This window comes from Conexibacter sp. JCM 18997, assembly GCF_055391915.1.
The window spans coordinates 742,784-763,737 of the sequence record NZ_AP043885.1 but is presented as its reverse complement, the minus strand read 5'-3'; the positions used below and the strand labels follow the sequence as shown (position 1 = coordinate 763,737).

Here is a 20,954-nt window from a genome sequence, read left to right as displayed (position 1 = left end):
GGCACCGCGGGTGCTGCGCGGCCCGCGATTGCGCAGTTTCGCGCCGATTCCGACGCAGATCCGGCTCACGTGGGCAGGCCGCGGCCGCGGAGGAAGGACGCCGCGTCCATCGGGCGGCCGCCGGGCGGCTGGACCTCGAGGAGCTCGAGGGCACCCGCGGCGGTGCCGAGCAGGAGGCGGTCGCCGTCGCGCGAGAGGCCGGCGGGTGCCTCCACGTCGGGCAGCGGGCGGGCGCGTTGGACGCCGATCCCGGACTCCAGGCGCGCGCCGATGTGCGGGTGCAGTGCACGCACGACGCGATCGAGCTCGACGGCGGACCGCGTGGGATCGAGCGTGCGGTCGGCCGGGCCGATCTTCTCGGCGTAGACGATCCCGACGGTCGGCTGCTCCACGAACACCGGATGCGCCTCCAGGCCGACGAGGAGCTCCGCCGCGACGTCGACGAGCTGGCGCGAGAGCGTGGCGAAGTCGTCGGTGGCGCTGATCGGCTCACGCTGGACGGCGCACACCGGGCCTTCGTCGAAGCCCGCGGTCGGGCGCATGATCGCCACCCCGGTCTCCTCGTCGCCGGCCATGATCGCGCGCTCGATCGGCGCGGCGCCACGCCAGCGCGGCAGCAGCGACGGGTGCACGTTCAGGAGCCCCGGCTCGCTGAGCAACGGCTCCTTGAGCAGCGCGCCGTAGGCGCAGACCACGATTTGGTCCAGCCCCTGGATCGGCGCGAAGCCGTTGACGTCGTCCGGCTGGGCCAGCTCCAGACCCAGCTCGCGGGCCACGTCGGCCACGGGCGGCGAGGACAGCTTGCGGCCGCGGCCCTTGGGGCGGTCGGGACGGGTGACGACGAGCGCGGGGGCCCGGCCGGCCTGGACCAGCCGCCGCAGCAGGTCGGCGGCGAACTCCGAGGTGCCCAGGTAGGCGATGCTCACGCGACGCGCTCGCGGAGCGCGCGCACGGCGTTCTTGCGCTGCTCGCGCGAGGTCCGGTCGAGGATCAGCACGCCGTCGAGGTGGTCCATCTCGTGCTGGATGACCCGCGCTTCCAGGCCCGATGCCTCGATCAGCGTCGTCTCGCCGTACTCGTCCTGGGCGCGCACGCGGACGTGCAGCGGCCGATCGACCTCGACGACCACGCCGGGCAGCGAGAGGCAGCCCTCCTCGCCGGTCTCGTCCTCCTTGGAGGACCACTCGATCACCGGGTTGATGAGCGCGATGATCGGGCTGTCGTGCTCGACGCGGTAGACCAGCAGGCGGCGCAGGCGGCCGACCTGGGTCGAGGCCAGGCCGATCCCGATCGCGTCGGTCATCAGATGGCCCATGCGGTCGACCTCGCGGCGCAGCTCGTCGTCGAAGAGCTCGATGGGCAGCGCCTTGGCGCGCAGGACCGGGTCGCCGTACTGGACGATCTGGGCCAGCGCGGCGGCGCGCCGCTCGCGGGTCTCCTCGTCCATCTCGTAGGGCTCGGGAGCCTCCTCGATGGGCTCCTGTTCGTGCTCGGCCACGGTCTCGATGCTATTGCGGATCGACATCGACGCTGATCGCGATGTCGCGCCGGTGCTCGGCGTCGACGGCCGCGCCGACGGCCGCCACCGCGCGCTCGCGGTGGGTCGCCTTGATGACCACCTGGGCGCGCTCGCGGCCGCGCAGGCGGAACAGCGGCGCCGGTCCCAGCGAGGTGGGCAGCCGCTTCTGCACGGCTGCGGCGACCTCGAGGGCCAGGCCCGGCTTCTCCGACGAGCAGACGACCCGGATCAGCGTCGAGTACGGCGGGTAGCGCAGCGCCTCGCGGCGGCGCAGCTCGCCGGCCAGGAAGCCGTCGCTGTCGTGGCGGGCGGCGGCGCGGATCGCCTCGGCGTCGGGCGCGATCGTCTGCACGATCACCCGGCCCCCGCCGGGCCCGCGGCCCGCGCGGCCGGCCAGCTGGGCGACGAGCGCGAACGTGCGCTCCTCGGCGCGGAAGTCGGGGAAGCGCAGCGTCGCGTCGGCGTCGAGCACCACGCCGAGCGTCACGTCGGGGAAGTCGTGCCCCTTGGCCACGACCTGCGTGCCCACCAGCACGGCGCGGTCGGCGCGCTCGAAGGCGGCCAGCACCTCGCCCGCGCGACCCACGTCGGCGTCCAGGCGCATCGTGCGCAGGCCCGTGTTGGCCAGCTCGTCGGCCAGCTGCTCGGTGCCGGCGCCGTGGCGGGTGACGGACACCGAGCCGCAGTCCGGGCAGCGGGTGGGCACGCCCTCGCGGTGGCCGCAGTGGTGGCAGGCCAGGTAGCTGCCGGCCCGGTGCAGGACGAGCGTGACGTCGCACTGCGGGCACTCCCAGGCGCGCCCGCAGGTGCGGCAGGTCAGGAAGTTCGACCAGCCGCGGCGGTTGAGCAGCACGATCGCCTTGGGCGCGTCCAGCAGCGCCTGGTAGGTCGTCGGGTGCAGGGCGCCGCGCTGCTCGCGCATGTCGACGATCTGGACCGGCGGCAGCCGCTGGCCGTCGACGCGTTTGGGCAGGACGATGCGGCGCATCGTGGCGAAGCTCTCGGGCCGGGGCGTGGCGCTGCCGGCCACGACGAGCGCGCCGCGCTGCTCGGCGACCAGGCGGGCGTCGTAGCGCGGGTCGCCCTCGTGCTTGTAGGACGGGTCGTGCTCCTCGTCGATGACGATCAGGCCGAGCCGGGAGATCGGCGCGAACACGGCAGACCGTGGGCCGACGCACACGCGCGCCTGGCCCCGGCGCAGGCGCAGCCACTCGTCGAAGCGCTCGCCGTCGCTGAGCGCCGAGTGCAGGACGGCGACGGTGTCGCCGAAGCGCTCGACGAAGCGCGAGACGATCTGCGGGGTGAGCGCGATCTCGGGCACGAGCACGATCGCCCCCTCTCCGCGGTCCAGGCATCCACCCACGGCACGCAGGTACACCTCGGTCTTGCCTGAGCCGGTGACGCCGTGCAGCAACAGGCGCTCGTCGGGCCCCGCCGCCTCGATCCGGGCCAGGGCGGCGGCCTGATCGGCGGTCAGCGGCGGCTGGGGCTTGTGGGCGCCGACGGTCGTGTGCGTGGGGGCGCGGCGCTGCGCGCGGGGCGTGAGCGTCACGAAGCCCCGGCGTTCCAATCTCCGCAGGGCGGCCAGGTCCGGGCCGGCCAGCCGCGGCAGCGAGTCCAGCAGCGCCCGCTGGGCCTCGGTCAGCCGGCCTTCGACATCGGCGCGCTCGGCCCACAGCGACGTCTTCTCACGCACCCGGGACGGGGGCAGCATCAGCCCGACGGCGCGCGCGAAGGTGGAGCAGTACTCCTGGGCCATCCAGTAGGCCAGGTCGACCAGCTCGGGGGGCAGCGACTGCGGCAGGACCCGCCGCGGGCGCACGAGCTTCTCGGCCGGCACCTCGGTGTGGTCGGCCAGCCCGACGACCATCCCCAGCACCTCGCGCCGGCCGAAGGGCACCTGCAGCAGCGATCCGACGCCGATGTCCTCCGGCGCGAGATAGTCGAACGGGCCGCGCAGCGCGCGGGCCGTCGTGAGCGGCTCGACGCGGGCGATCCTCGGCACCCCACGAGCGTACGATGCCGCCATGATGCGTTCGCTGCTGTTGGGAATCCTCGTCGCCCTCGTCGTGCCCGCCGTTGCCCAGGCGGGATCGACGCAGTTCGTCGGCGACCCCGTCACCTACATCGTCCAGGGCAAGCCCGCGACGACGGTCAACGTCGTCTTCCGGGTCAACCAGCCGATCAGCGGCCTGACCGCATCGGTGAACCAGTCCGGCGGCTCCACCCTCGACACGGCCACGCCGAAGTCGATCGGCACGACCGGCCTCTGCTACCAGGCGGTCTTCCAGATGCCCTACGCGGTCAGCAGCGGCTCGATCCTGGACTTCGTGCTCGGCTCGCTGCAGCCCAACTCCGAGCTCGTGCGCCTGTACAGCGCCGGCAAGGTCCGGACGCCGACGAAGCTCCTAGGCGGCACCTGCTAGCGCCTGCGCACGGTCGGTGCGCTCCCAGGTGAAGTCCGCGTCGTCACGGCCGAAGTGGCCGTACGCCGCGGTCTTCTGATAGATCGGCCGATGCAGATCGAGGTACTCACGGAACGCGCCCGGACGCAGGTCGAAATGCTCGTTGACCAACTCCGCGATCCGGCCCCGGCCGATCTTCTCCGTCCCGAACGTCTCCACCATCACCGACACGGGATGCGCGACACCGATCGCGTAGGCCACCTGCACCTCCGCCCGATCGGCCAACCCCGCGGCCACGATGTTCTTGGCCACATACCGCGCCGCATACGCCGCCGAGCGATCGACCTTGCTCGGGTCCTTGCCCGAGAACGCGCCACCGCCGTGGCGGGCCATCCCGCCGTAGGTGTCCACGATGATCTTCCGCCCGGTCAGGCCGCAGTCACCGACCGGGCCGCCGATCACGAACCGGCCCGTCGGATTGACCAGGAACTCCTTGGCCAACGCGTTCTCATCGAACAGATCCGCCGGCAGCACCGGCAGGACGACCTGCTCCCACAGGTCCTTGCGGATCTGCTCGTTCGTCGCACTGTCGGCGTGCTGCGTGCTGATCAACAGCTTCTCGATCGCCACCGGCCGGCCGTCGGCGTAGCGCACCGACACCTGCGTCTTGCCGTCCGGGCGCAGGTAGCCCACCGAGCCGTCCTTGCGCACGGCGGCCAGGCGCGCCGCGAGCTTGTGGGCCAGCGAGATCGGGAGCGGCATGAGCTCGTCCGTCTCGTTCGTCGCGTAGCCGAACATCATCCCCTGGTCGCCCGCGCCGGCGATGTCCAACTCGCCCGAATCGCCGCCCTCACGCGTCTCCAGCGCCGCATCCACACCCTGCGCGATGTCGGCAGACTGCTTGTCGATCGCGTTGATCACCGCGCACGAATCCGCGCTGAACCCCAGATCCGCGTCGATGTAGCCGATGTTGCGAATCGTGCTGCGGGCGATGTCCTGGACGTCCACGTAGGTGGAGGTCGAGATCTCGCCCGAGACGATGACCAGCCCGGTGTTGACCAGCGTCTCGCAGGCCACGCGACCGGTGGGATCGGCCTTCAGGACGGCATCCAGGACGCCGTCGGAGATCTGGTCGGCGACCTTGTCGGGATGGCCCTCGGTGACGGACTCAGACGTGAACAGGTACTCGTTGTCGGCGTAGCTCATGGGATCTGGAACCGGATCTCCGAGGTCGTGTCCTCCCCAGCGCCGCTCGAGCTGACGCCCACGGCCTGCAGCTTGCGGAGGTCGTTCTTGACCGCCAGATAGGCGCGCGAGTCGTTGAGTCCTGTCTGCTCGGCCAACGAGAGAAGCTGGCTGAAGTCCAGGAAGACTACCGAGGTGACGGGATTCTTCGTGTTCGTCACGGCCGCCTTGAAGTGGTCGTTGTCGCCGATGCCGCCGTCGGGGTCGCGGGCGGCCGCGATGCCCTTCATCGACGTCGCGGCGACGAGCTTGTCGTCGATCACGGCCAGGTCGAACTCGGCCTGGCTGGACTTGATCTGCGTGACGCCGTCGGTCTCGGTGACCTTCGCGCCCTTGAGGACCTTGGGCAGCGTGGCGGTCAGGCGGTCCAGCGCGGCGCGGGTCGCGTCGGGGTTGGACGCCTTGGCGATGATCAGCGCGGTCGGCGCGGGCACGTCGGGCAGCAGCGCGACGGCGCTCTCGTTGGAGAGCAGGTCCAGCAGGTCCTTGCGCACCGCGTCCACGCCGTCGGCGCCCAGCGCGGACGTGGCCTGCGAGAGCAGGTCGGCCAGGCTCTGGGTTCCGGCCGCGCTGAGCAGGCGGGTGATGTTCTGGTCCAGGCCGCGGGTGCCGTAGTAGGCCATCGCGCTCTTGGGCACCGCGTCCAGCAGCGACGGCGTGAACTCCTGGGCCTTGCGGCCGGGCACGTCGGAGCGCACGACGACCTCGGCCCCGGGCGCGTCCGCGCTGACCGAGGCGGCCACGCCCTTCAGGCCGGGACGGTCGAACAGCACGCCGACGATCCCCAGGGCGCCGCCGGCGGGCACCAGCAGGCGCCCGAGCCCGTCGGAGGTCGCGTAGGCGTCGGCCACCCGGTCGGCCGGCAGCCCGTCGGTCGTCTTGCGGTAGGTCAGGTCGGCGGCCAGCGCGGTGCCCTTGCCCTGCTGGAGGTCGATCGCCGCCTGCAGCGTCTCGGCCTGGCCGAGCGCCACGAAGTCGCCGATGAAGGCCGCGTACACGGCGCCGTAGCGGGCCAGCTGGACGCCCTTGTACTCCTTGCCCGGGCCGCTCTTGCGCGCGCCCTCGGCGATGAACGCCTTGGCCTTGTCCGCGTCACCGACCGACAGCAGCACGAGCGAGCCCGCCGTTCCGCTGGACCCGCCGGTCAGCGCCAGCGCGACCTCGTCGCCCAGCCACGGGCGGATGTCGTCGTCGCTGCCCGCCACCGCCAGGCGACTGAGCACGGTGTCGCGCAACCGCTCGTAGGAGGGGAAGCCGTCGCCCAGCTGCTGGGCGTCCTTGACCGCCGCGCGATCGGTGTCGGTCGACACATGCACGTAGACCAGCGCGTCGGCCGGCACGAGCGCGGCCGCCCGGTCGGAGATCGCCGGTCCCGCGCCGCCACCGGTGGCCGCGACGACGCCGGCCACCAGCGCCAGGACGGCGAACACGATCACCACGCCGGCGATCAGCCGGCGGCGGCGGATCAGGCCATCAGGTGCGGCCGCCGCCACGGCGCTCCTTGCGCTCGTTGAAGTCGATGATCAGCGGCACGCCGTCGAAGCCGTAGCGGGCGCGCATCCGGTTCTCGATGAAGTACGCGTAGTCGCGGGTGACCCGATTGCGCGAGTTGACCTGGATGGCGAAGCGCGGCGGACGGGTCTGGGTCTGGGCGCCGTAGATGAGCTTCAGCCGGTGGCCCTGCTTGGCCGGCGGCTGGCGCACCTGCACGACCTCGGCCAGGAAGCGGTTGAAGTCCGGGGTGGGCACGCGCGTGCGCATCTTGTCACCGAGCGCGAGCGCCTCCGTCATCACCCGGGCCAGGTGGCGGCCGGTGAGCGCGGACACGGTCAGGATCTTCGGGCGCTGGCGCAGCTTCTGGGCGATCCGCTCGCGCTCGATCTCCAGGTCGAACTCGTCGTTGATGTCCCACTTGTTCAGGATGATCGCCGTCGCGCACTTGGCCTCCATCCCCAGCTCGGCGATGCGCAGGTCCTGGGCGGTGATGCCCTCCGAGGCGTCGCACACCACGAGCACGACGTCCGCCCGTTCGGCCGCTCGCTGGGAGCGCAGCGCCGTGTAGTACTCGACCGACTCCGACACGCGGGCCTGGCGGCGCATGCCCGCCGTGTCGATCAGGATCACCCGCCGGCCCTCGATCTCCAGCTCCATGTCGATCGAGTCGCGCGTGGTGCCGGCCACGTCGGAGACGATCACCCGCTGGTCGCCCATGATGCGGTTGACCAGCGAGGACTTGCCGACGTTCGGGCGCCCGATCACGGCCAGACGCAGGACGTCCTCGTCGTCGTTGACCACCGCGTCCTCGGGCAGCAGCTCGACGATGCGGTCCAGCAGGTCGCCGGTGCCCAGACCCTGGGTGGCCGAGACCGGCATCGGCTCGCCCAGTCCCAGGCTCCAGAACTCGGCGGCCAGCGACATCGAGCGCACGCTGTCGACCTTGTTGGCGGCGAGCACCACGGGCTTGCCCGAGCGCCGCAGCAGGTCGGCGATCTCCTGGTCGCCGGGGCGCACACCACCCTGGGCGTCGACCACGAACAGCGCGACCTCCGCGTCGGCCAGCGCCGCCTGGACCTGCTCGCGGATCGAGCCGGCCAGCGGATCGAGGTCCTCGAAGTCCACGCCGCCGGTGTCGATCAGGTCGAACAGGCGCCCGTTCCACTCGGCTGCGACCTCGTTGCGGTCGCGGGTGATGCCGGCGCGCTCGTGCACGACCGCCGTGCGGGTGCCCGACAGCCGGTTGACCAGCGAGGACTTGCCGACGTTGGGGTAGCCGACGACCGCGACCTTCATCGGGCCAGCTCAGCGATCCGGGCGACGACCTCGTCGATGGTCAGCGCCGTCGTGTCGAGCTGCACGGCATCGGGCGCGGCGACCAGCGGGCTGTCGGTGCGCGTGCGGTCGCGCTCGTCTCGCAGCGTCTGGTCGCGCAGGACTGCGTCGACGTCCATGCCCAGCTCCTCGGCCCGGCGACGGGCCCGTTCGATCGGATCGGCGGTCAGGAAGATCTTGACCTCGGCGTCGGGCGCCACGACGGTGCCGATGTCGCGCCCCTCGGCCACCCAGTCGCCCCCGGCGGTGAGCATGGCCCGCTGCTTGGCCACCATCGCGGCGCGCACCTCGGGCCGCGCGGCGACCACGGAGGCGCCCTCGCCGGCCTGCGGCGTGCGGATCGCCTCGGTCACGTCCTCGCCGTCCAGCGAGATGCGTCCGTCGGCGAGCTGGATGTCGGCGCGCACGGGGTCGGCGGCGAGCCCGGCGGCGCGGTACATGGCGCCGGTGTCGAGGTACTGGAAGCCGAGCGCGCGGGCGGTCGCGCGCGCCACGGTGGACTTGCCGGCCCCGGCGGGGCCGTCTATGGCGACGATCATCGGGCGCTGAGGGTACGCAGATCGGCGGTGAAGCCGGGATAGGAGACCGCTGCGGCCTCCATGTTGGCGACCTCGACGCCGTCGCGCGACGCCAACCCGGCGATCGCGCCGAGCATCGCGATGCGGTGGTCGCCGCCGGAGTCGATCGCCCCGCCGCGCAGGCCGCCGGTGCCGCGCACCACGAAGCCGTCCTCGGTGGCCTCGGCGTCGCCGCCCAGCGCGTTCAGCGCGGTGACCACGGAGGCGATCCGGTCGGACTCCTTCACGCGCAGCTCCTGGGCGCCCGTGACGATCGTCTCGCCCTCGGCGAAGCAGCCCAGCAGGCCCACCAGCGGGAGCTCGTCGATGGCCAGCGGCACCTCGTCGGCCTCCACCACGACACCGCGCAGCGCCGCGCCGTGGCGGACGGACAGGTCGGCGACCGGCTCGCTGGTGGGCACGCCGATCGGATCGGGCTCCTCCAGCGCCCCACCGACCTGGACGCCCATGCGCTGCAGGATCCGCATGAAGCCCACGCGGGTCCAGTTCGTGCCGGTGTTGCGCACGACGACCTCGCTGCCGGGCACGATCGCCGCCGCGGCCAGCCAGAACGCGGCGCTGGACGGGTCGCCGGGCACGTGCACGTGCTCGAGCTCGAACTCGTCGCCCGGATGCACGGTCACGTGGCGGCCGTGGCGCTCGACCTGGATGCCCGCGCCGGCCAGCATCCGCTCGGTGTGGTCGCGGCTGGGGGCCGGCTCGGTCACCGTGGTCGCGCCGTCGGCGCTCAACCCGGCCAGCAGCACGCACGACTTCACCTGGGCGCTGGCCATCGGCAGCTCGTAGTGGATCGCCCGCAGGCGCGTGCCGTGCACCACGAACGGCGGGAAGCGCCCGTCGGTCGCCTCGAGGATCCCGCCCATGCGGGCCAGCGGCTCGGCGATGCGGTCGACCGGGCGCTTGCGGATCGAGCTGTCGCCGTCCAGCGTCCACGAGCGGCCCTGCTGCCCCGCCAGCCAGCCCGGCAGCAGGCGCATCAGCGTGCCGGCGTTGCCCACGTCGATCGGGCGGTCGCTGGAGCGCGCCTCGCGCAGCCCGCTGCCCCGGATGACGATCTCGTCGGGCTTGACCTCGACGAGCGCGCCGAGCTGCTGCACGGCGGCCAGCGTCGAGTTCGTGTCGGCCGCGTCGAGGTAGCCGGTCACGCGCACGGGCTCGGAGGCCATCGCGCCGATCAGCGCGGCGCGGTGGGAGATCGACTTGTCCGGCGGGGCGATCACGGCGCCCCGGATGGTCAGCGGGTCAAAGCGCATCGAGGAGCTCGCGGGCGCGGGTTTCTTCTTTGGTCGGGATCCAGATCGTGACCTCGCCCTGATGGGCATCCAGCGGCGACAACGTCATGTCGGAGATGTTGATGCCTGCACGCCCCAGGTCCAGCGCCAGCTTGGCAATCACCCCCGGACGGTTGGGCACCATCACCCGCAGCTCGCTTTGCGGCCCCTCGCCCAGCTGCGCCTCCAGCAGCGCCTGCCGCTCGCTGGCCGCCTCGCTCTGCAACGCCAGCAACCGAGCCCGATCGCCGTCGACCAACGCGTGGCGGGCCTCGCCCAGCCGAGCCACGGCGTCGTCGAGCTGGACCACCGTCGCCTCACGGTTGGCCAGCAGGATGTCCGCCCACAGCGGGGGATTGGCGCCGGCGATCCGCGTGGCGTCGCGAAATCCGGGCCCGGTCGCGGGCAGCGTCTCGCCGTCGTCCAGCGCCCGGAAGGCCTGGGCCACGAGCACGTTGGCGATCACGTGCGGCAGATGCGAGACCGCGGCCATCAGCCGGTCGTGCACGTCGGGGTCGATCGCCGTCGGCCGCGCGCCGATGCCGATCAGCGCCCGGTGCAGCCGCTCGTAGAGGATCCCGGTGGTCTGGGGGCCGGGCGTCAGGTACCAGACCGCGCCGTCGAACAGGTCCGCCCGCGCGTGCTCGATCCCGGCCGCCTCGCCTCCGGCCAGCGGGTGGCCGCCGACGAACCGCGGGTCGGCGTGGGCGGCCACGACGCCGGTCTTGGTCGAGCCGACGTCGGTCACGGCGCAGTCGGCCGAGGCGGCGGCCAGCACCGCGCCGACGGACGCCTCCAGCACGCCCAGCGGCGTGGCCACGAACGCGATCTCCGCGCCGTCCAGGGCCTCCTCGATCGACGCGCAGGCCACGTCCAGCGCGCCGCGCTCGACCGCCCGTGGCGCCTCCGGCCCGCTGCCGCGGACCTCGGCGCCGAGGTGCTGACGGGCGGCCATGCCGACCGACCCGCCGATCAGCCCGGTGCCGATGACCGCGATCCTCACGCCGTGACGGTGCTGACCTTGCCGGCCAGCTCGGCGGCGCGCGCCACTTTCTGCGCGTACTCCGCGAACCCGTCGGTCGGCAGCTGCTGGGGCCCGTCGCAGATCGCGTTGTCGGGATCGGGATGCGTCTCGACGATGATCCCGTCCGCGCCCGCCGCGGCGGCGGCCAGCGACAGCGACTCCACCCAGTCGCGCCGGCCGGGCGCGTGGCTGGGGTCGACGATCACCGGCAGGTGCGACAGCTCCTGCAGGACGGGGATCGCCGTGATGTCCAGCGTGAAGCGGTAGGCGGTCTCGAACGTGCGGATGCCGCGCTCGCAGAGCATCACGTTCTCGTTGCCCTCCTTGAGCACGTACTCGGCGCTCATCAGCAGCTCCTCGAGCGTCGAGGACAGGCCGCGCTTGATCATCACCGGCAGACCCGAGCGGCCGACCTCGGTCAGCAGCGGGTAGTTCTGCATGTTGCGCGCGCCGATCTGCACGACGTCGGCGACCTCGGCCAGCGGCTCGATGTCGCGGGCGTCCATCAGCTCGGTGACGATCGGCAGCCCGGTTCGCTCCTTGGCCTCCTTGAGCAGGCGCAGGCCCTCTTGACCGAGCCCCTGGAACGAGTACGGCGAGGTGCGCGGCTTGTAGGCGCCGCCGCGCAGCATCGTCGCGCCGGCCGCGTTGACGGCGTCGGCGGCGGTCATCAGCTGCTCGCGCGACTCGACGGTGCAGGGCCCCGCGATCAGCGCGAAGTGGTCGCCGCCGACCTTGCGCCCGGCGATGTCCAATGTCGAGCGCCCGCCCTGGCGCAGCTGCGAGGAGGCGAGCTTGTACGGCTTGAGGATGGGCACGACCTGGGAGACGCCGGCGTGGCCCTCCAGCCCGAGCCGGGCGACGTGGTCGCGGTCACCGATGGCGCCGATCAGCGTCAGCTCTTCGCCGGCGCTGACGTGCGCCTGGGCTCCGACGCTCTCGATGCGCTCCACCACTGCGGCGACCTGGTCCTCGGTCGCGCCCGCCTTCATGACGATCAACATGTCTGGTCTTCTCTACCTGGTCGAGGGGGATGTCTCACATGCGGGCGCCCGGTGAGCCACAGCGCGAACGCAGGGCAAGGTAGGACCGAACGCCTAGAGAAATCGCCAGGAATACGCGTAGCCAAGGAAGCCGGGGGTGGCGAGCGGGCTACGCATGTCGTTTGCAAGAGTAGCGCACCGATGCGAGCCCGCACCACCCTGATCCTGGGCGCCCTGGGCATCGTCTTCGGCGACATCGGGACGAGCCCGCTGTACGCGGTCCAGACGGTCTTCAACCCCGACGACCCCCACCCGGTGGTGGTCACCCACGAGGCGCTGTACGGCATCGCCTCGCTGATCTTCTGGTCGGTGACGCTCGTGGTGACGCTCACCTACGTGACGCTGGTCATGCGAGCCGACAACCACGGCGAGGGCGGGATCATGGCCCTGATCACGCTGGTCAGCAGCCGCGCGGTGTCCGGCCGGCCGCGGACCAAGCTGGTGCTGGCCGGGCTGGGCATCTTCGGCGCGTCGCTGTTCCTGGGCGACAGCATGATCACGCCGGCGATGTCGGTGCTGTCGGCGGTCGAGGGCCTGAAGGTGGCCGAGCCGTCGCTGGAGAACCTCGTGGTGCCGATCGCCGCGGGCATCCTGGTGATGCTGTTCGTGCTGCAGCGGCTGGGCACGGCGCGCATCGGCCGCCTGTTCGGCCCGGTGATGGTCGTGTGGTTCCTGACCATCGCGATCTTCGGGATCAACGGGATCGCGCAGCGGCCCGAGGTGCTGGAGGCCCTGTCGCCGACCTACGCCGTGCAGTTCATGGTCGACCACTTCGGCGTCGCGTTCTTCTCGCTGGCCGCCGTCGTCCTGGCCTTCACGGGCGCCGAGGCGCTGTACGCCGACATGGGCCACTTCGGGCGCCGCCCGATCACCTGCGCGTGGGTGCTGCTCGTCTTCCCGGCGGTGATGCTCAGCTACCTCGGGCAGGCGGCCACGATCCTCGACGACCCGCGGTCGATCTCCAACCCGTTCTTCCTGCTCGCGCCGGGCTGGAGCCACTGGCCGCTGGTCTTCCTGGCCACGCTGGCCACGTTGATCGCCTCCCAATCGGTCATCACCGGCGCCTTCTCGGTGGCCAAGCAGGCGGCCCAGCTGGGCTACCTGCCGCGCTTGCGCGTCGTGCACACCTCCGAGCAGATCGAGGGCCAGATCTACGTCCCCTGGATCAACTGGCTGCTGGCCGTGTCGGTGCTGACGCTCGTCTTCACCTTCGAGAGCTCGGCCGCGCTGGCCTTCGCCTACGGCGTCGCGGTGACCGGCACGATCACCATCACCACGCTGCTGTTCTTCTACATCGCCCGCCACGAGTTCGGCTGGGGACGCTGGATCGTGCTGCTCGGCGGCGGCGCGCTGCTGACCGTCGACCTGTTCTTCCTGGCCGCCAACCTGACCAAGCTGTTCCACGGCGCCTGGCTGCCGCTGGGGATCGGCGTGATCGCCTTCACCGTGCTGACCACCTGGCAGCGCGGGCGGGTGATCGTCACCCAGCGCCGCGAGGAGGCCGAGGGCAGCCTGCCCGAGCTGATCGACGAGCTGCACGACCACGCCCGGCCGGTCGTCCGCACCCCCGGCACCGCCGTCTACCTCAACCGCAACCCGCAGACCGTCCCGCTGGCCATGCGGGCGACGATCGAGCACCTGCAGGTGCTCCACGAGCACGTCGTGATCCTCTCACTCGACATCCGCCCCGTCCCCCACGTCGCCGAGGACCAGCGGCTGAGCGTCGACGACCTCGGCTACACCGACGACGGCATCGTCCGGGCCGGCGCCGCCTTCGGCTATCAGGACGCCCTCGACGTCCCGACGATCGTGCAGCGCCTGGCCCGCGAGCCGATCGAGTGCACCCTCGAGCCAGACGGCGCCTCCTACTTCCTCTCCACGATCGAGCTCACGCCCAGCAAGGCGCCCGGCCTGTCGCGCTGGCGCAAGCGCCTGTTCCTGGCCACCGCCCACATCGCCAGCGACCCGGTCGAGTACTTCGGCCTCCCCCGCGACCGGACGGTCGTCATGGGGTCGCGGATCGAGGTCTGACGATCCGCAGCCGACGCTAGGACCAGTCGACCAGCGCTTCGAGCTGCTTGGCGCTGGCCATCTTCGTGGCCAGGATGCAGGTGTGGCCGTCGCGCTCCCAGCTGGCGGTCAGCGTGTCGCCGTCGCGCTTCAGCGCCACCGGCGTCCCCTTCACGTCGACGACGGTGGCGCCGTCCGGCCTGGGCAGCGGGTCTCCGTCGACGATCGTGTAGTGCACGCCCGTGTCGTCCTTGGCGTAGATGACGGTCAGCGCGTCGCGGCCGTCGACCGTGTCGCGACGGGCGCCGATCGCCTTCCAGCCCCAGTCGGCCTCGTAGTCGGGGAAGTGGATGCCGGCGATCTGGGCGTCGACGTAGTGCCCGTCGCCGGCGGGCGCGGGCTGGGTGGGCGCGTTGAGCGCCGCCTGCGCGACGTCCTGCACCGACGGGCCGCCGCCGAGCGAGAGCACGACGACGATCACCGCGGCGGCGATCGCGCCGCCGCCCAGGGCGAACACCCAGCGCACGCCGCGGCGGCGCGGCGGGCGGTCGAGCGACTCGCGCAGCGAGTGCGGCGCGCGCACGGTCTGTGACGCCTCACGGATCGCGTCGCCGATCGGATCGGTCATGACGCCTCCTCGCGGGCCGGCTCCATCGCCCGGGCCACGCGCCGGCGGGCCCGGTGCAGCCGCGTGGTCACGGTCGCCTCCTTGACGTCGAGCGCGTCGGCGGCCTCGCGGTAGCTGAGGCCGACCACGTCCACGGCCACGATCACCTCGCGGGCGTCGTCGGGCAGCGCCGCGATCACCGCGAACAGCTCCCCGACCTCGTAGGCCACCTCGGGACGCCGCGTGTCGTAGGCCAGCTCGGGCAGGTCGTCCTCCAGCTCGGCCTGCTGGGGCCGTCGGCCGGCCCGTCGCAGGCGGCTGATGTGCGTGTTGCGCAGGGCGCGCAGGAGATATCCGAGGTCGTCGTCATGTCGAACAAACCGCGGCCGGGACAGCACCTTGGCGTACGTCTCCTGCACGAGGTCCTCGCCGTCGTGCGGGTTGCCGCACATCGCCCAGGCAGCGCGATAGAGCCGGTCGATGTGGTCGCCCAGCCGATCGGGATCCAGCCGTCGCGGCACCTCGTGGAGGCTAATGATCGTGGCCACTCAGTCCGAAGGACGCCGCGCGGCGCGGATCCTTCCCAAGCGGGCTACAGGAGCGTCGCCAGCTCGGACAGGAAGCGGTCGTTCTCGTGCGGCTGGCCGTAGGTCACCCGCAGGAAGCCCTCCTCGCCCAGGGCGGTGCCCGAGCGCACGAGCACGCCGCGCCGGGCCAGCTCGCTGACGATCTCGACCTCCCCGTCGCCCACCTCGAACCACGAGAAGTTCGCTTGCGACTCGCGCGGCACGATGCCCAGGCGACGCAGCCCGGAGTCCAGCTGCAGGCGCGCCGCGATGGCCCGCTCGACGCGTTGGGCCACGGCGTCCTGGTGCTTGAGCGCCTCGACCGCGGCCGCCTGGGCCACGGCGTTGACGCTGAACGGCTGACGCACCGCGTAGAAGGCCTGGCACAGCTCGGCCGACCCGCACAGGACGAACCCGACCCGCAGGCCGCACAGCCCGTAGACCTTGCTGAACGTCCGCAGCAGCGCGACGTTGGGATAGCGCTTGAGCAGCTCCAGCGACGCGTCCGGATCCTCGACCAGCGAGTACTCGATGTAGGCCTCGTCGAGGATCACCCACACGTAGGACGGCACGCGCTGGATGAACGCCTCCAGGACGGCCAGCGGGTGCGCGGTCGACGTCGGGTTGTTCGGGTTGCAGACGACGATCAGCTGCGTGGCGGCGGTGATCTCGCCGAGGATCCCATCGAGGTCGATGAAGTCGTCCTTGAGCGGCACGCGGACCTCGGTCGCGCCCGCCGCCTGGCCCATGTGCGGGTACATCGAGAACGACGGCCAGCCGTAGATGACCTCGGCGCCGGGCTCCAGCAGCGCGTCACCGGCGGCGATGAGCAGGTCGCTCCCGCCGTTGCCGATGGCGATCCGGTCGACCGGCACGCCGTAGCGGTCCGACAGCGACTCGCGCAGCGCGCCGCCCGTCGGATCGGGATAGCGGTTGAGGTCGGCCAGCGCGGTCTGCGCGGCCGCCAGCACCTGCGGCAGCGGCGGATCGGGCGACTCGTTGGAGGCCAACCGGGCGATGTCGCCCTTCCAGGCGTAGCCGGGGGCCGCGGGGTACTTGGGCAGCCGCTCGACGCGGCCGGAGAAGCGGGCTCGACCGCTCATTGGGCCGCCTCCAGGTCGGTGCGCAGGACGCGGGCCTCGTGCAGGTAGACGTGGCGCTGGCCGTGGCCCTCGTCGGCGTAGTAGTGCATCAGCACGCGGATGACCAGCGGCAGCGAGCCGGGCACCGGGATCTCGCGGGCGTTCAGCAGTGGCACGCGCTCGAAGCCCATGTTGCGGGCGGCGGTGGCGGGGAAGGCGGCGTCGAGGTCGTCGGTCACCGTGAAGATGCACGACACGACCGCGTCGGGGGTCAGCTCGTTGCGCGCCATCAGCTCGCGCATCAGCTCGGCCGAGCCCTCGAGGATCAGGTCGGCCTGGTTGGCATCGACGGTGGTGGCTCCTCGAAGGGCGAACAGACGCATGGCGCGCGCATTGTGCCAACCTGGCGGCGTGACGTCGCTGCGACTGGAGGATCGCGAGGCGGCGCTGGCCACCCTGGAGCGCCTCCTGCTGGAGAGCTGGCGCGGCTTCGATCAGGCGCGCGAGGGCCAGCCACCGCTGTCGGACGAGCTGCGCGAGCGGCTCGGCCAGCCGCTGCCCGCGCAGGGGATCGACGCGATCGCCGGCCTGGACATCGCCAGCGCGATCCTCGATGCCTCGATCGCCCAGCCCCGCCCGCGCTACCTGGCCTACGTCGGGTCCAGCGGCCTGGAGATCGGCGTGATGGGCGACGCGCTGATGGCCTGCCACGACGTCAACGTCGCGGTCACCGCCGGTGGCGCCGACCTGATCGAGCGCCAGGTGCTGCGCTGGGTGACCGAGTTCGTCGGGTTCGGCGCGGGCGGCGGCGGCGTGACGACCAGCGGCGGGACGATCGCCAACCTGACCGCGCTGACCGCCGCGCGCGAGCACGCCGCGCCCGGCGTGCGCCGCACGGGCATGGGCGACCGGCGGCTCGCCCTGTACTGCTCGGGCGAGGCGCACTACTCCGTGGTCCGGGCCGCGGAGGTGCTGGGGCTGGGCGCCGACGCCGTGCGGCCGATCCCGATCGGCGCGCACCGCGCGATGGACGCCGCCGCCTGTGCCGCGGCGATCGACGCCGACCGGGCCGCGGGCGTCACGCCGATGGCCGTCGTGGCCACGGCGGGCACCACGCTGACCGGCGCCGTCGATCCGCTGGCCGAGCTGGTGGAGATCTGCGCCCAGCGCGGCGTGTGGCTGCACGTCGACGGCGCCTACGGGCTCCCCGCCGCCGCGACCGCCACCGCGGGTCCCCTGTTCGCCGCGCTGGATCGCGTCGACTCGGCCACCGTCGACGCGCACAAGTGGCTGTTCGTGCCCAAGGCGTGCTCCGTGCTGCTCGTGCGCGACCCGCTGGCCCTGCAGGCGGCCTTCGCCCACCAGGAGGCCTACATCCCCCACGTCGAGGACGAGGAGCCGCACGCGGTCGATCAGACGCTGGAGTACTCGCGTCCGCTGCGCGCGCTGAAGCTGTGGCTGGCCTTCACCGTCCACGGTGCCGACGCGATACGCGCCGCCATCGAGCGCAACCTGGCCGAGGCGCGGCTGCTGGCCGAGCTGGTGGCCGCCGACGACGCGCTCGAGCTCGTCACCGAGCCGGTCCTGTCCGCGGTCTGCTTCCGCCACCGCCGCGTCGACAACCGCCGCCTGGTCACGGCGCTGCAGGAGGACGCGCGGGTGTTCCTGGCCGGCGCCAGCGTGGACGGCGTCGACTGCCTGCGGGCCTGCTTCGTCAACTTCCGGACGACCGAGGACGACGTCCGCGCGACGGTGCGGATCGTCCGGGATGTGGCTTCCCGGCTGAGCTCGGCGCCTTGAGCTGGGCCACCTCGCCCTTGTTGAGCTGACGGAAGGCGCCCTCGGCCAGATCGAGGCGCAGCGGGCCGAACTGCACGCGCTGCAGCGACTTGACCGGATGACCGACCGCGTCGAGCATCCGCCGCACCTGGCGCTTGCGCCCCTCGCGGATGACCAGCTCGATCTGGTTGGGCGCCAGGCGGCGGGCCTGCGCGGGCGCCGTGCGGCCGTCGTCGAGCTCGACCCCCTGGCGCAGGCGCTCGAGCGTCTCCTCCTTGACCGGCGCGTGGGCGACGATCGCCCGGTAGGTCTTGGGCACCCCGAAGCGCGGATGCGTGAGCTTGTTGGCCAGCTCGCCGTCGTCGGTCAACAGGATCAGCCCGGTGGTGTCCGCGTCGAGGCGCCCCACCGGGTACAGGCGCCGGCGCGCGCCGACCAGCTCGACCACGGTCGGCCGCCCGTGCGTGTCGCGCGCGGTGGACACGACGCCCTTGGGCTTGTTCAGCGCGATCACCACCGAGTCGCTCAGCTCGTGCACCTGCTTGCCGTCGAAGGCCACCCCGCTGTGCTCGTCGACGTCGTGGGCCGGATCGGTCATCACCTGTCCGGCCACCGTCACGCGACCGGCCCGGATCAGCTCTTCGGCGCCGCGACGCGAGGAGATGCCGGAGTGAGCGAGGTACCGTGAGAGGCGCATGGACCTCGAACTCTTGCAGCACGAGCTCGAAGACCAGCCGTCCTATCGCGCCCGCCAGGTGTGGGAGTGGGCCGCCCGCGGCGCCGCGTCCTACGACGAGATGAGCAACCTGCCCGTGGCGCTGCGCGAACGGCTGCGCGACCGCGTGCCGTTCTCCTCCCTCCAGGTGGTCGACGAGGCGCACTCCCGCGACGGCACGATCAAGGTCCTCTTCCACACCCACGACGGCCGCCCGGTCGAGGCCGTGTTGATGCGCTACCAGGACGGCCGCCGCTCGATCTGCGTGTCCTCGCAGTCCGGCTGCCCGCTGACCTGCACGTTCTGCGCCACCGGCAAGATGAAGTTCGGGCGCAACCTGACGGCCAGCGAGATCCTCGACCAGGTCCTGCACTTCCGCCGTATCGAGCCCGTCAACCATCTGGTGTTCATGGGGATGGGCGAGCCGCTGCTGAACGTCGATCACGTGCTGGCCGCGGCGGCCAAGCTGCCCGACATCGGCATCACCCACCGGCGCACGACGGTCTCGACGGTCGGGTGGCTGCCGGGGATCGCGCGCATCACCGACTGCGGGATGCCGCTGCGCCTGGCCTTCTCGCTGCACGCACCCGACGACACGCTGCGCTCGCAGATCATGCCGATCAACGAGCGCTTCGCGCTGACCGACGTGCTCGACGCCTGCCGGGCCCATCACGCGGCCACCAACCGCGCCGTGTTCATCGAGTACGTGATGCTGGCCGGCGTCAACGACCGCTACGAGCAGGCGCTGCAGCTGGCCCAGCTGCTCGGTCCGGGCTTCACGTTCAAGGTCAACCTGATCCCGTACAACCCGACCGACTCGGTCTACGACGGCAGCTCGCCCGAGGCGATCGACGCGTTCCGCGCCGTGCTGGAGGAGCACGGCGTCCGGGCCACGGTGCGGCTCACGCGCGGCCGCGACATCGCCGCCGCCTGCGGCCAGCTGGCCGCTACTCGCTAGTCACGCCGGCGCGTTGCTCGCCGGCGCGCAGCAGACGATCGCGCAGGTCCTTCTCTTCCTCGGGGGTCGGATCCCAGGTCGAGGCGTCCGGCAGATCGTCCAGCGAGTGCAGGCCGAACAGCTTGAGGAAGAGCGGGGTCGTGCGGTACAGGACCGCGCCGAACTGGGAGCGGCCGGACTCCTCGATCAGCCCGCGCTCGACCAGCGTCGTGGTGGCGCTGTCGGACGACACGCCGCGGATGCGGGCCATCTCGGGCCGGGAGACCGGCTGCAGGTAGGCGACGATGGCCAGCGCCTCGGCCTGGGCCGGGGTCAGCGGCGGCGTGCGCGGCTTGGCCAGCAGCTTGCGCGCGGCGGCCTCGGCGTTGGGATCGGTGGCCAGCGTGTAGCCGCCGGCCACCTGCTTGAGGATCAGCCCGCGCTGGCCCGGGGCGTATGCCTGTTCCAGCTCGGTCAGCGCGGTGGCGATCTCGTCGTCCCACGCGTCGGTGGCGGCGGCCAGGTCCTCCAGCGAGACGGGCTCGTTGGACAAGAACAGCAGCGCTTCGAGGATCTTGGCCAGCTCGCTCATGCCGCTTGCGCCACCCGCGCGTTCACCTGGATGTCGCCGAACGGCTCATCCTGCTCCCAGGTCGCCTCGCCGCGCTTGTAGAGCTCCAGGAGCGCCCAGATCGTGACGGCCACCGTCACCCGATCCGCTCCCTTGACCGCTTCGTCGAAGGAGACCGAACCGCGTCGCAGCAGACCGCGCAGGACCTTCAACCGCTCCTCGACGGTGACCAGGTGGATGGTCACGTGGCTGAGCGAGACCTCGACCGGCGGCTTGAGCAACGCGGCCAGCGCGGCGCCCAGCTTGGCCGGGTCGTAGACCGCTTCGAGCTCGGTCAGGTCCGGTCGCTTCAGCCACGGCGGGGCCGCAGCGGACCGATAGCGGATGCCCTCCTCGCGGTCCAGCCGGGCCTTGATGTCGTCGGCCGCCGCCCGGTAGCGCTTGGCCTCGAGCATCCGGGCCAGCAGCTCCTCGGCCGCCTCGCCCGGGTCGAGATCCAGCAGCTCCTCCTCCTCGCGCGGCAGCATCAGCCGCGACTTCAGCTCCAGCAGCGCAGCGACCAGCACGAGGAACTCGGTGGCCTGCTCGAGGTCGAGCTCGCCGCGCGCCTCGAGGTGGTCGAGGTAGGCGAGCACGACGTCGGCCAGCGGCACCTCGAGCAGGTCCAGCTCCTCGCGCAGCACGAGCGCGAGCAGCAGGTCGAACGGCCCCGTGAAGACGTCCAGGTCGAGCTCGAGATCCGTGGCGACGGACATGGCGACACCGTAGCGACG

Annotated in this window: 21 protein-coding genes; 4 read left to right on the top strand and 17 right to left on the bottom strand. The window is 72.1% G+C overall.

Translation table 11 applies throughout. The features are described from left to right. Positions 1-65: 65 nt before the first annotated feature. Genes ACZ5UI_RS03925 through priA form a run of 3 tightly spaced genes read right to left on the bottom strand, consistent with a single transcriptional unit; the run spans position 66 to position 3,524 of the window. A complete protein-coding gene (locus ACZ5UI_RS03925) occupies positions 66-926 on the bottom strand; it encodes a methionyl-tRNA formyltransferase (protein ID WP_464194426.1) in 861 nt (286 codons plus the stop codon). Continuing rightward, positions 923-1,498 (bottom strand): peptide deformylase, encoded by a 576-nt coding sequence (gene def, locus ACZ5UI_RS03920; protein WP_464194424.1) that lies wholly within the window; start codon positions 1,496-1,498, stop codon positions 923-925. Before def ends, ACZ5UI_RS03925 begins: the two co-directional genes overlap by 4 nt. A gap of 10 nt (positions 1,499-1,508) precedes the next feature. Then, positions 1,509-3,524 (bottom strand): replication restart helicase PriA, encoded by a 2,016-nt coding sequence (gene priA / locus ACZ5UI_RS03915; protein ID WP_464194422.1) that lies wholly within the window; start codon positions 3,522-3,524, stop codon positions 1,509-1,511. 22 nt (positions 3,525-3,546) lie between these two features. Between priA and ACZ5UI_RS03910 the strand changes: the two genes are divergently transcribed. Then, complete coding sequence (locus tag ACZ5UI_RS03910; RefSeq protein ID WP_464194420.1) at positions 3,547-3,945, top strand: hypothetical protein; 399 nt, start codon at positions 3,547-3,549, stop codon at positions 3,943-3,945. Here the strand turns inward: ACZ5UI_RS03910 and metK are convergent. The 7 genes from metK to aroF are packed head-to-tail and all read right to left on the bottom strand — an operon-like array spanning position 3,928 to position 11,875. Then, positions 3,928-5,130: a methionine adenosyltransferase gene (metK, locus tag ACZ5UI_RS03905; protein WP_464194418.1), complete on the bottom strand. Its 1,203-nt coding sequence runs from the start codon at positions 5,128-5,130 to the stop codon at positions 3,928-3,930. The two genes, ACZ5UI_RS03910 and metK, sit on opposite strands and share 18 nt — an antisense overlap. Then, a complete protein-coding gene (locus tag ACZ5UI_RS03900) occupies positions 5,127-6,662 on the bottom strand; it encodes a DUF3352 domain-containing protein (protein WP_464194416.1) in 1,536 nt (511 codons plus the stop codon). The genes metK and ACZ5UI_RS03900 overlap by 4 nt, the downstream gene beginning before the upstream one ends. Further along, positions 6,643-7,959, bottom strand: a complete 1,317-nt coding sequence (gene der / locus ACZ5UI_RS03895) for a ribosome biogenesis GTPase Der (protein WP_464194414.1) — start codon at positions 7,957-7,959, stop codon at positions 6,643-6,645. The genes ACZ5UI_RS03900 and der overlap by 20 nt, the downstream gene beginning before the upstream one ends. Beyond that, positions 7,956-8,537, bottom strand: a complete 582-nt coding sequence (locus tag ACZ5UI_RS03890; RefSeq protein WP_464194412.1) for a (d)CMP kinase — start codon at positions 8,535-8,537, stop codon at positions 7,956-7,958. The genes der and ACZ5UI_RS03890 overlap by 4 nt, the downstream gene beginning before the upstream one ends. Next, positions 8,534-9,829, bottom strand: a complete 1,296-nt coding sequence (aroA, locus tag ACZ5UI_RS03885; protein WP_464194410.1) for a 3-phosphoshikimate 1-carboxyvinyltransferase — start codon at positions 9,827-9,829, stop codon at positions 8,534-8,536. The genes ACZ5UI_RS03890 and aroA overlap by 4 nt, the downstream gene beginning before the upstream one ends. Beyond that, complete coding sequence (locus ACZ5UI_RS03880; protein WP_464194408.1) at positions 9,819-10,850, bottom strand: prephenate dehydrogenase/arogenate dehydrogenase family protein; 1,032 nt, start codon at positions 10,848-10,850, stop codon at positions 9,819-9,821. The genes aroA and ACZ5UI_RS03880 overlap by 11 nt, the downstream gene beginning before the upstream one ends. After that, positions 10,847-11,875 (bottom strand): 3-deoxy-7-phosphoheptulonate synthase, encoded by a 1,029-nt coding sequence (aroF, locus tag ACZ5UI_RS03875; RefSeq protein WP_464194406.1) that lies wholly within the window; start codon positions 11,873-11,875, stop codon positions 10,847-10,849. Before aroF ends, ACZ5UI_RS03880 begins: the two co-directional genes overlap by 4 nt. A 180-nt stretch (positions 11,876-12,055) precedes the next feature. Between aroF and ACZ5UI_RS03870 the strand changes: the two genes are divergently transcribed. Continuing rightward, the gene (locus ACZ5UI_RS03870) at positions 12,056-13,945 is read left to right on the top strand and encodes a potassium transporter Kup (RefSeq protein WP_464194404.1); all 1,890 of its coding nucleotides are present in this window, start codon (positions 12,056-12,058) and stop codon (positions 13,943-13,945) included. A 16-nt stretch (positions 13,946-13,961) separates the two neighbouring features. Here the strand turns inward: ACZ5UI_RS03870 and ACZ5UI_RS03865 are convergent, their stop codons facing one another. The 4 genes from ACZ5UI_RS03865 to aroH all read right to left on the bottom strand — a co-directional run bounded on the left by ACZ5UI_RS03865 (position 13,962) and on the right by aroH (position 16,562). Beyond that, entirely contained in the window at positions 13,962-14,552 is a 591-nt protein-coding gene (locus tag ACZ5UI_RS03865; protein ID WP_464194402.1) for a hypothetical protein, read from the bottom strand. After that, the gene (locus ACZ5UI_RS03860) at positions 14,549-15,052 is read right to left on the bottom strand and encodes an RNA polymerase sigma factor (RefSeq protein ID WP_464194400.1); all 504 of its coding nucleotides are present in this window, start codon (positions 15,050-15,052) and stop codon (positions 14,549-14,551) included. Before ACZ5UI_RS03860 ends, ACZ5UI_RS03865 begins: the two co-directional genes overlap by 4 nt. A 71-nt stretch (positions 15,053-15,123) precedes the next feature. Beyond that, positions 15,124-16,200, bottom strand: a complete 1,077-nt coding sequence (gene hisC / locus ACZ5UI_RS03855) for a histidinol-phosphate transaminase (protein ID WP_464194398.1) — start codon at positions 16,198-16,200, stop codon at positions 15,124-15,126. Further along, complete coding sequence (aroH, locus tag ACZ5UI_RS03850) at positions 16,197-16,562, bottom strand: chorismate mutase (protein ID WP_464194396.1); 366 nt, start codon at positions 16,560-16,562, stop codon at positions 16,197-16,199. The genes hisC and aroH overlap by 4 nt, the downstream gene beginning before the upstream one ends. A 28-nt stretch (positions 16,563-16,590) precedes the next feature. Here aroH and ACZ5UI_RS03845 point away from each other — a divergent pair, with 28 nt between their 5' ends. Further along, positions 16,591-17,979: a pyridoxal phosphate-dependent decarboxylase family protein gene (locus ACZ5UI_RS03845; RefSeq protein WP_464194394.1), complete on the top strand. Its 1,389-nt coding sequence runs from the start codon at positions 16,591-16,593 to the stop codon at positions 17,977-17,979. Here ACZ5UI_RS03845 and ACZ5UI_RS03840 read toward each other — a convergent pair. Continuing rightward, positions 17,894-18,655, bottom strand: a complete 762-nt coding sequence (locus tag ACZ5UI_RS03840; protein ID WP_464194392.1) for a pseudouridine synthase — start codon at positions 18,653-18,655, stop codon at positions 17,894-17,896. The two genes, ACZ5UI_RS03845 and ACZ5UI_RS03840, sit on opposite strands and share 86 nt — an antisense overlap. On the opposite strand from ACZ5UI_RS03840, the gene rlmN reads away from it, so the two are divergent. Continuing rightward, positions 18,654-19,631 (top strand): dual-specificity RNA methyltransferase RlmN, encoded by a 978-nt coding sequence (rlmN, locus tag ACZ5UI_RS03835; RefSeq protein ID WP_464194389.1) that lies wholly within the window; start codon positions 18,654-18,656, stop codon positions 19,629-19,631. The two genes, ACZ5UI_RS03840 and rlmN, sit on opposite strands and share 2 nt — an antisense overlap. Here rlmN and scpB read toward each other — a convergent pair. Then, positions 19,621-20,202: an SMC-Scp complex subunit ScpB gene (gene scpB, locus ACZ5UI_RS03830; RefSeq protein ID WP_464194387.1), complete on the bottom strand. Its 582-nt coding sequence runs from the start codon at positions 20,200-20,202 to the stop codon at positions 19,621-19,623. The two genes, rlmN and scpB, sit on opposite strands and share 11 nt — an antisense overlap. After that, positions 20,199-20,936, bottom strand: coding sequence for a segregation and condensation protein A (locus tag ACZ5UI_RS03825; RefSeq protein WP_464194385.1), 738 nt, complete (start codon positions 20,934-20,936; stop codon positions 20,199-20,201). Before ACZ5UI_RS03825 ends, scpB begins: the two co-directional genes overlap by 4 nt. Positions 20,937-20,954: the final 18 nt, after the last annotated feature.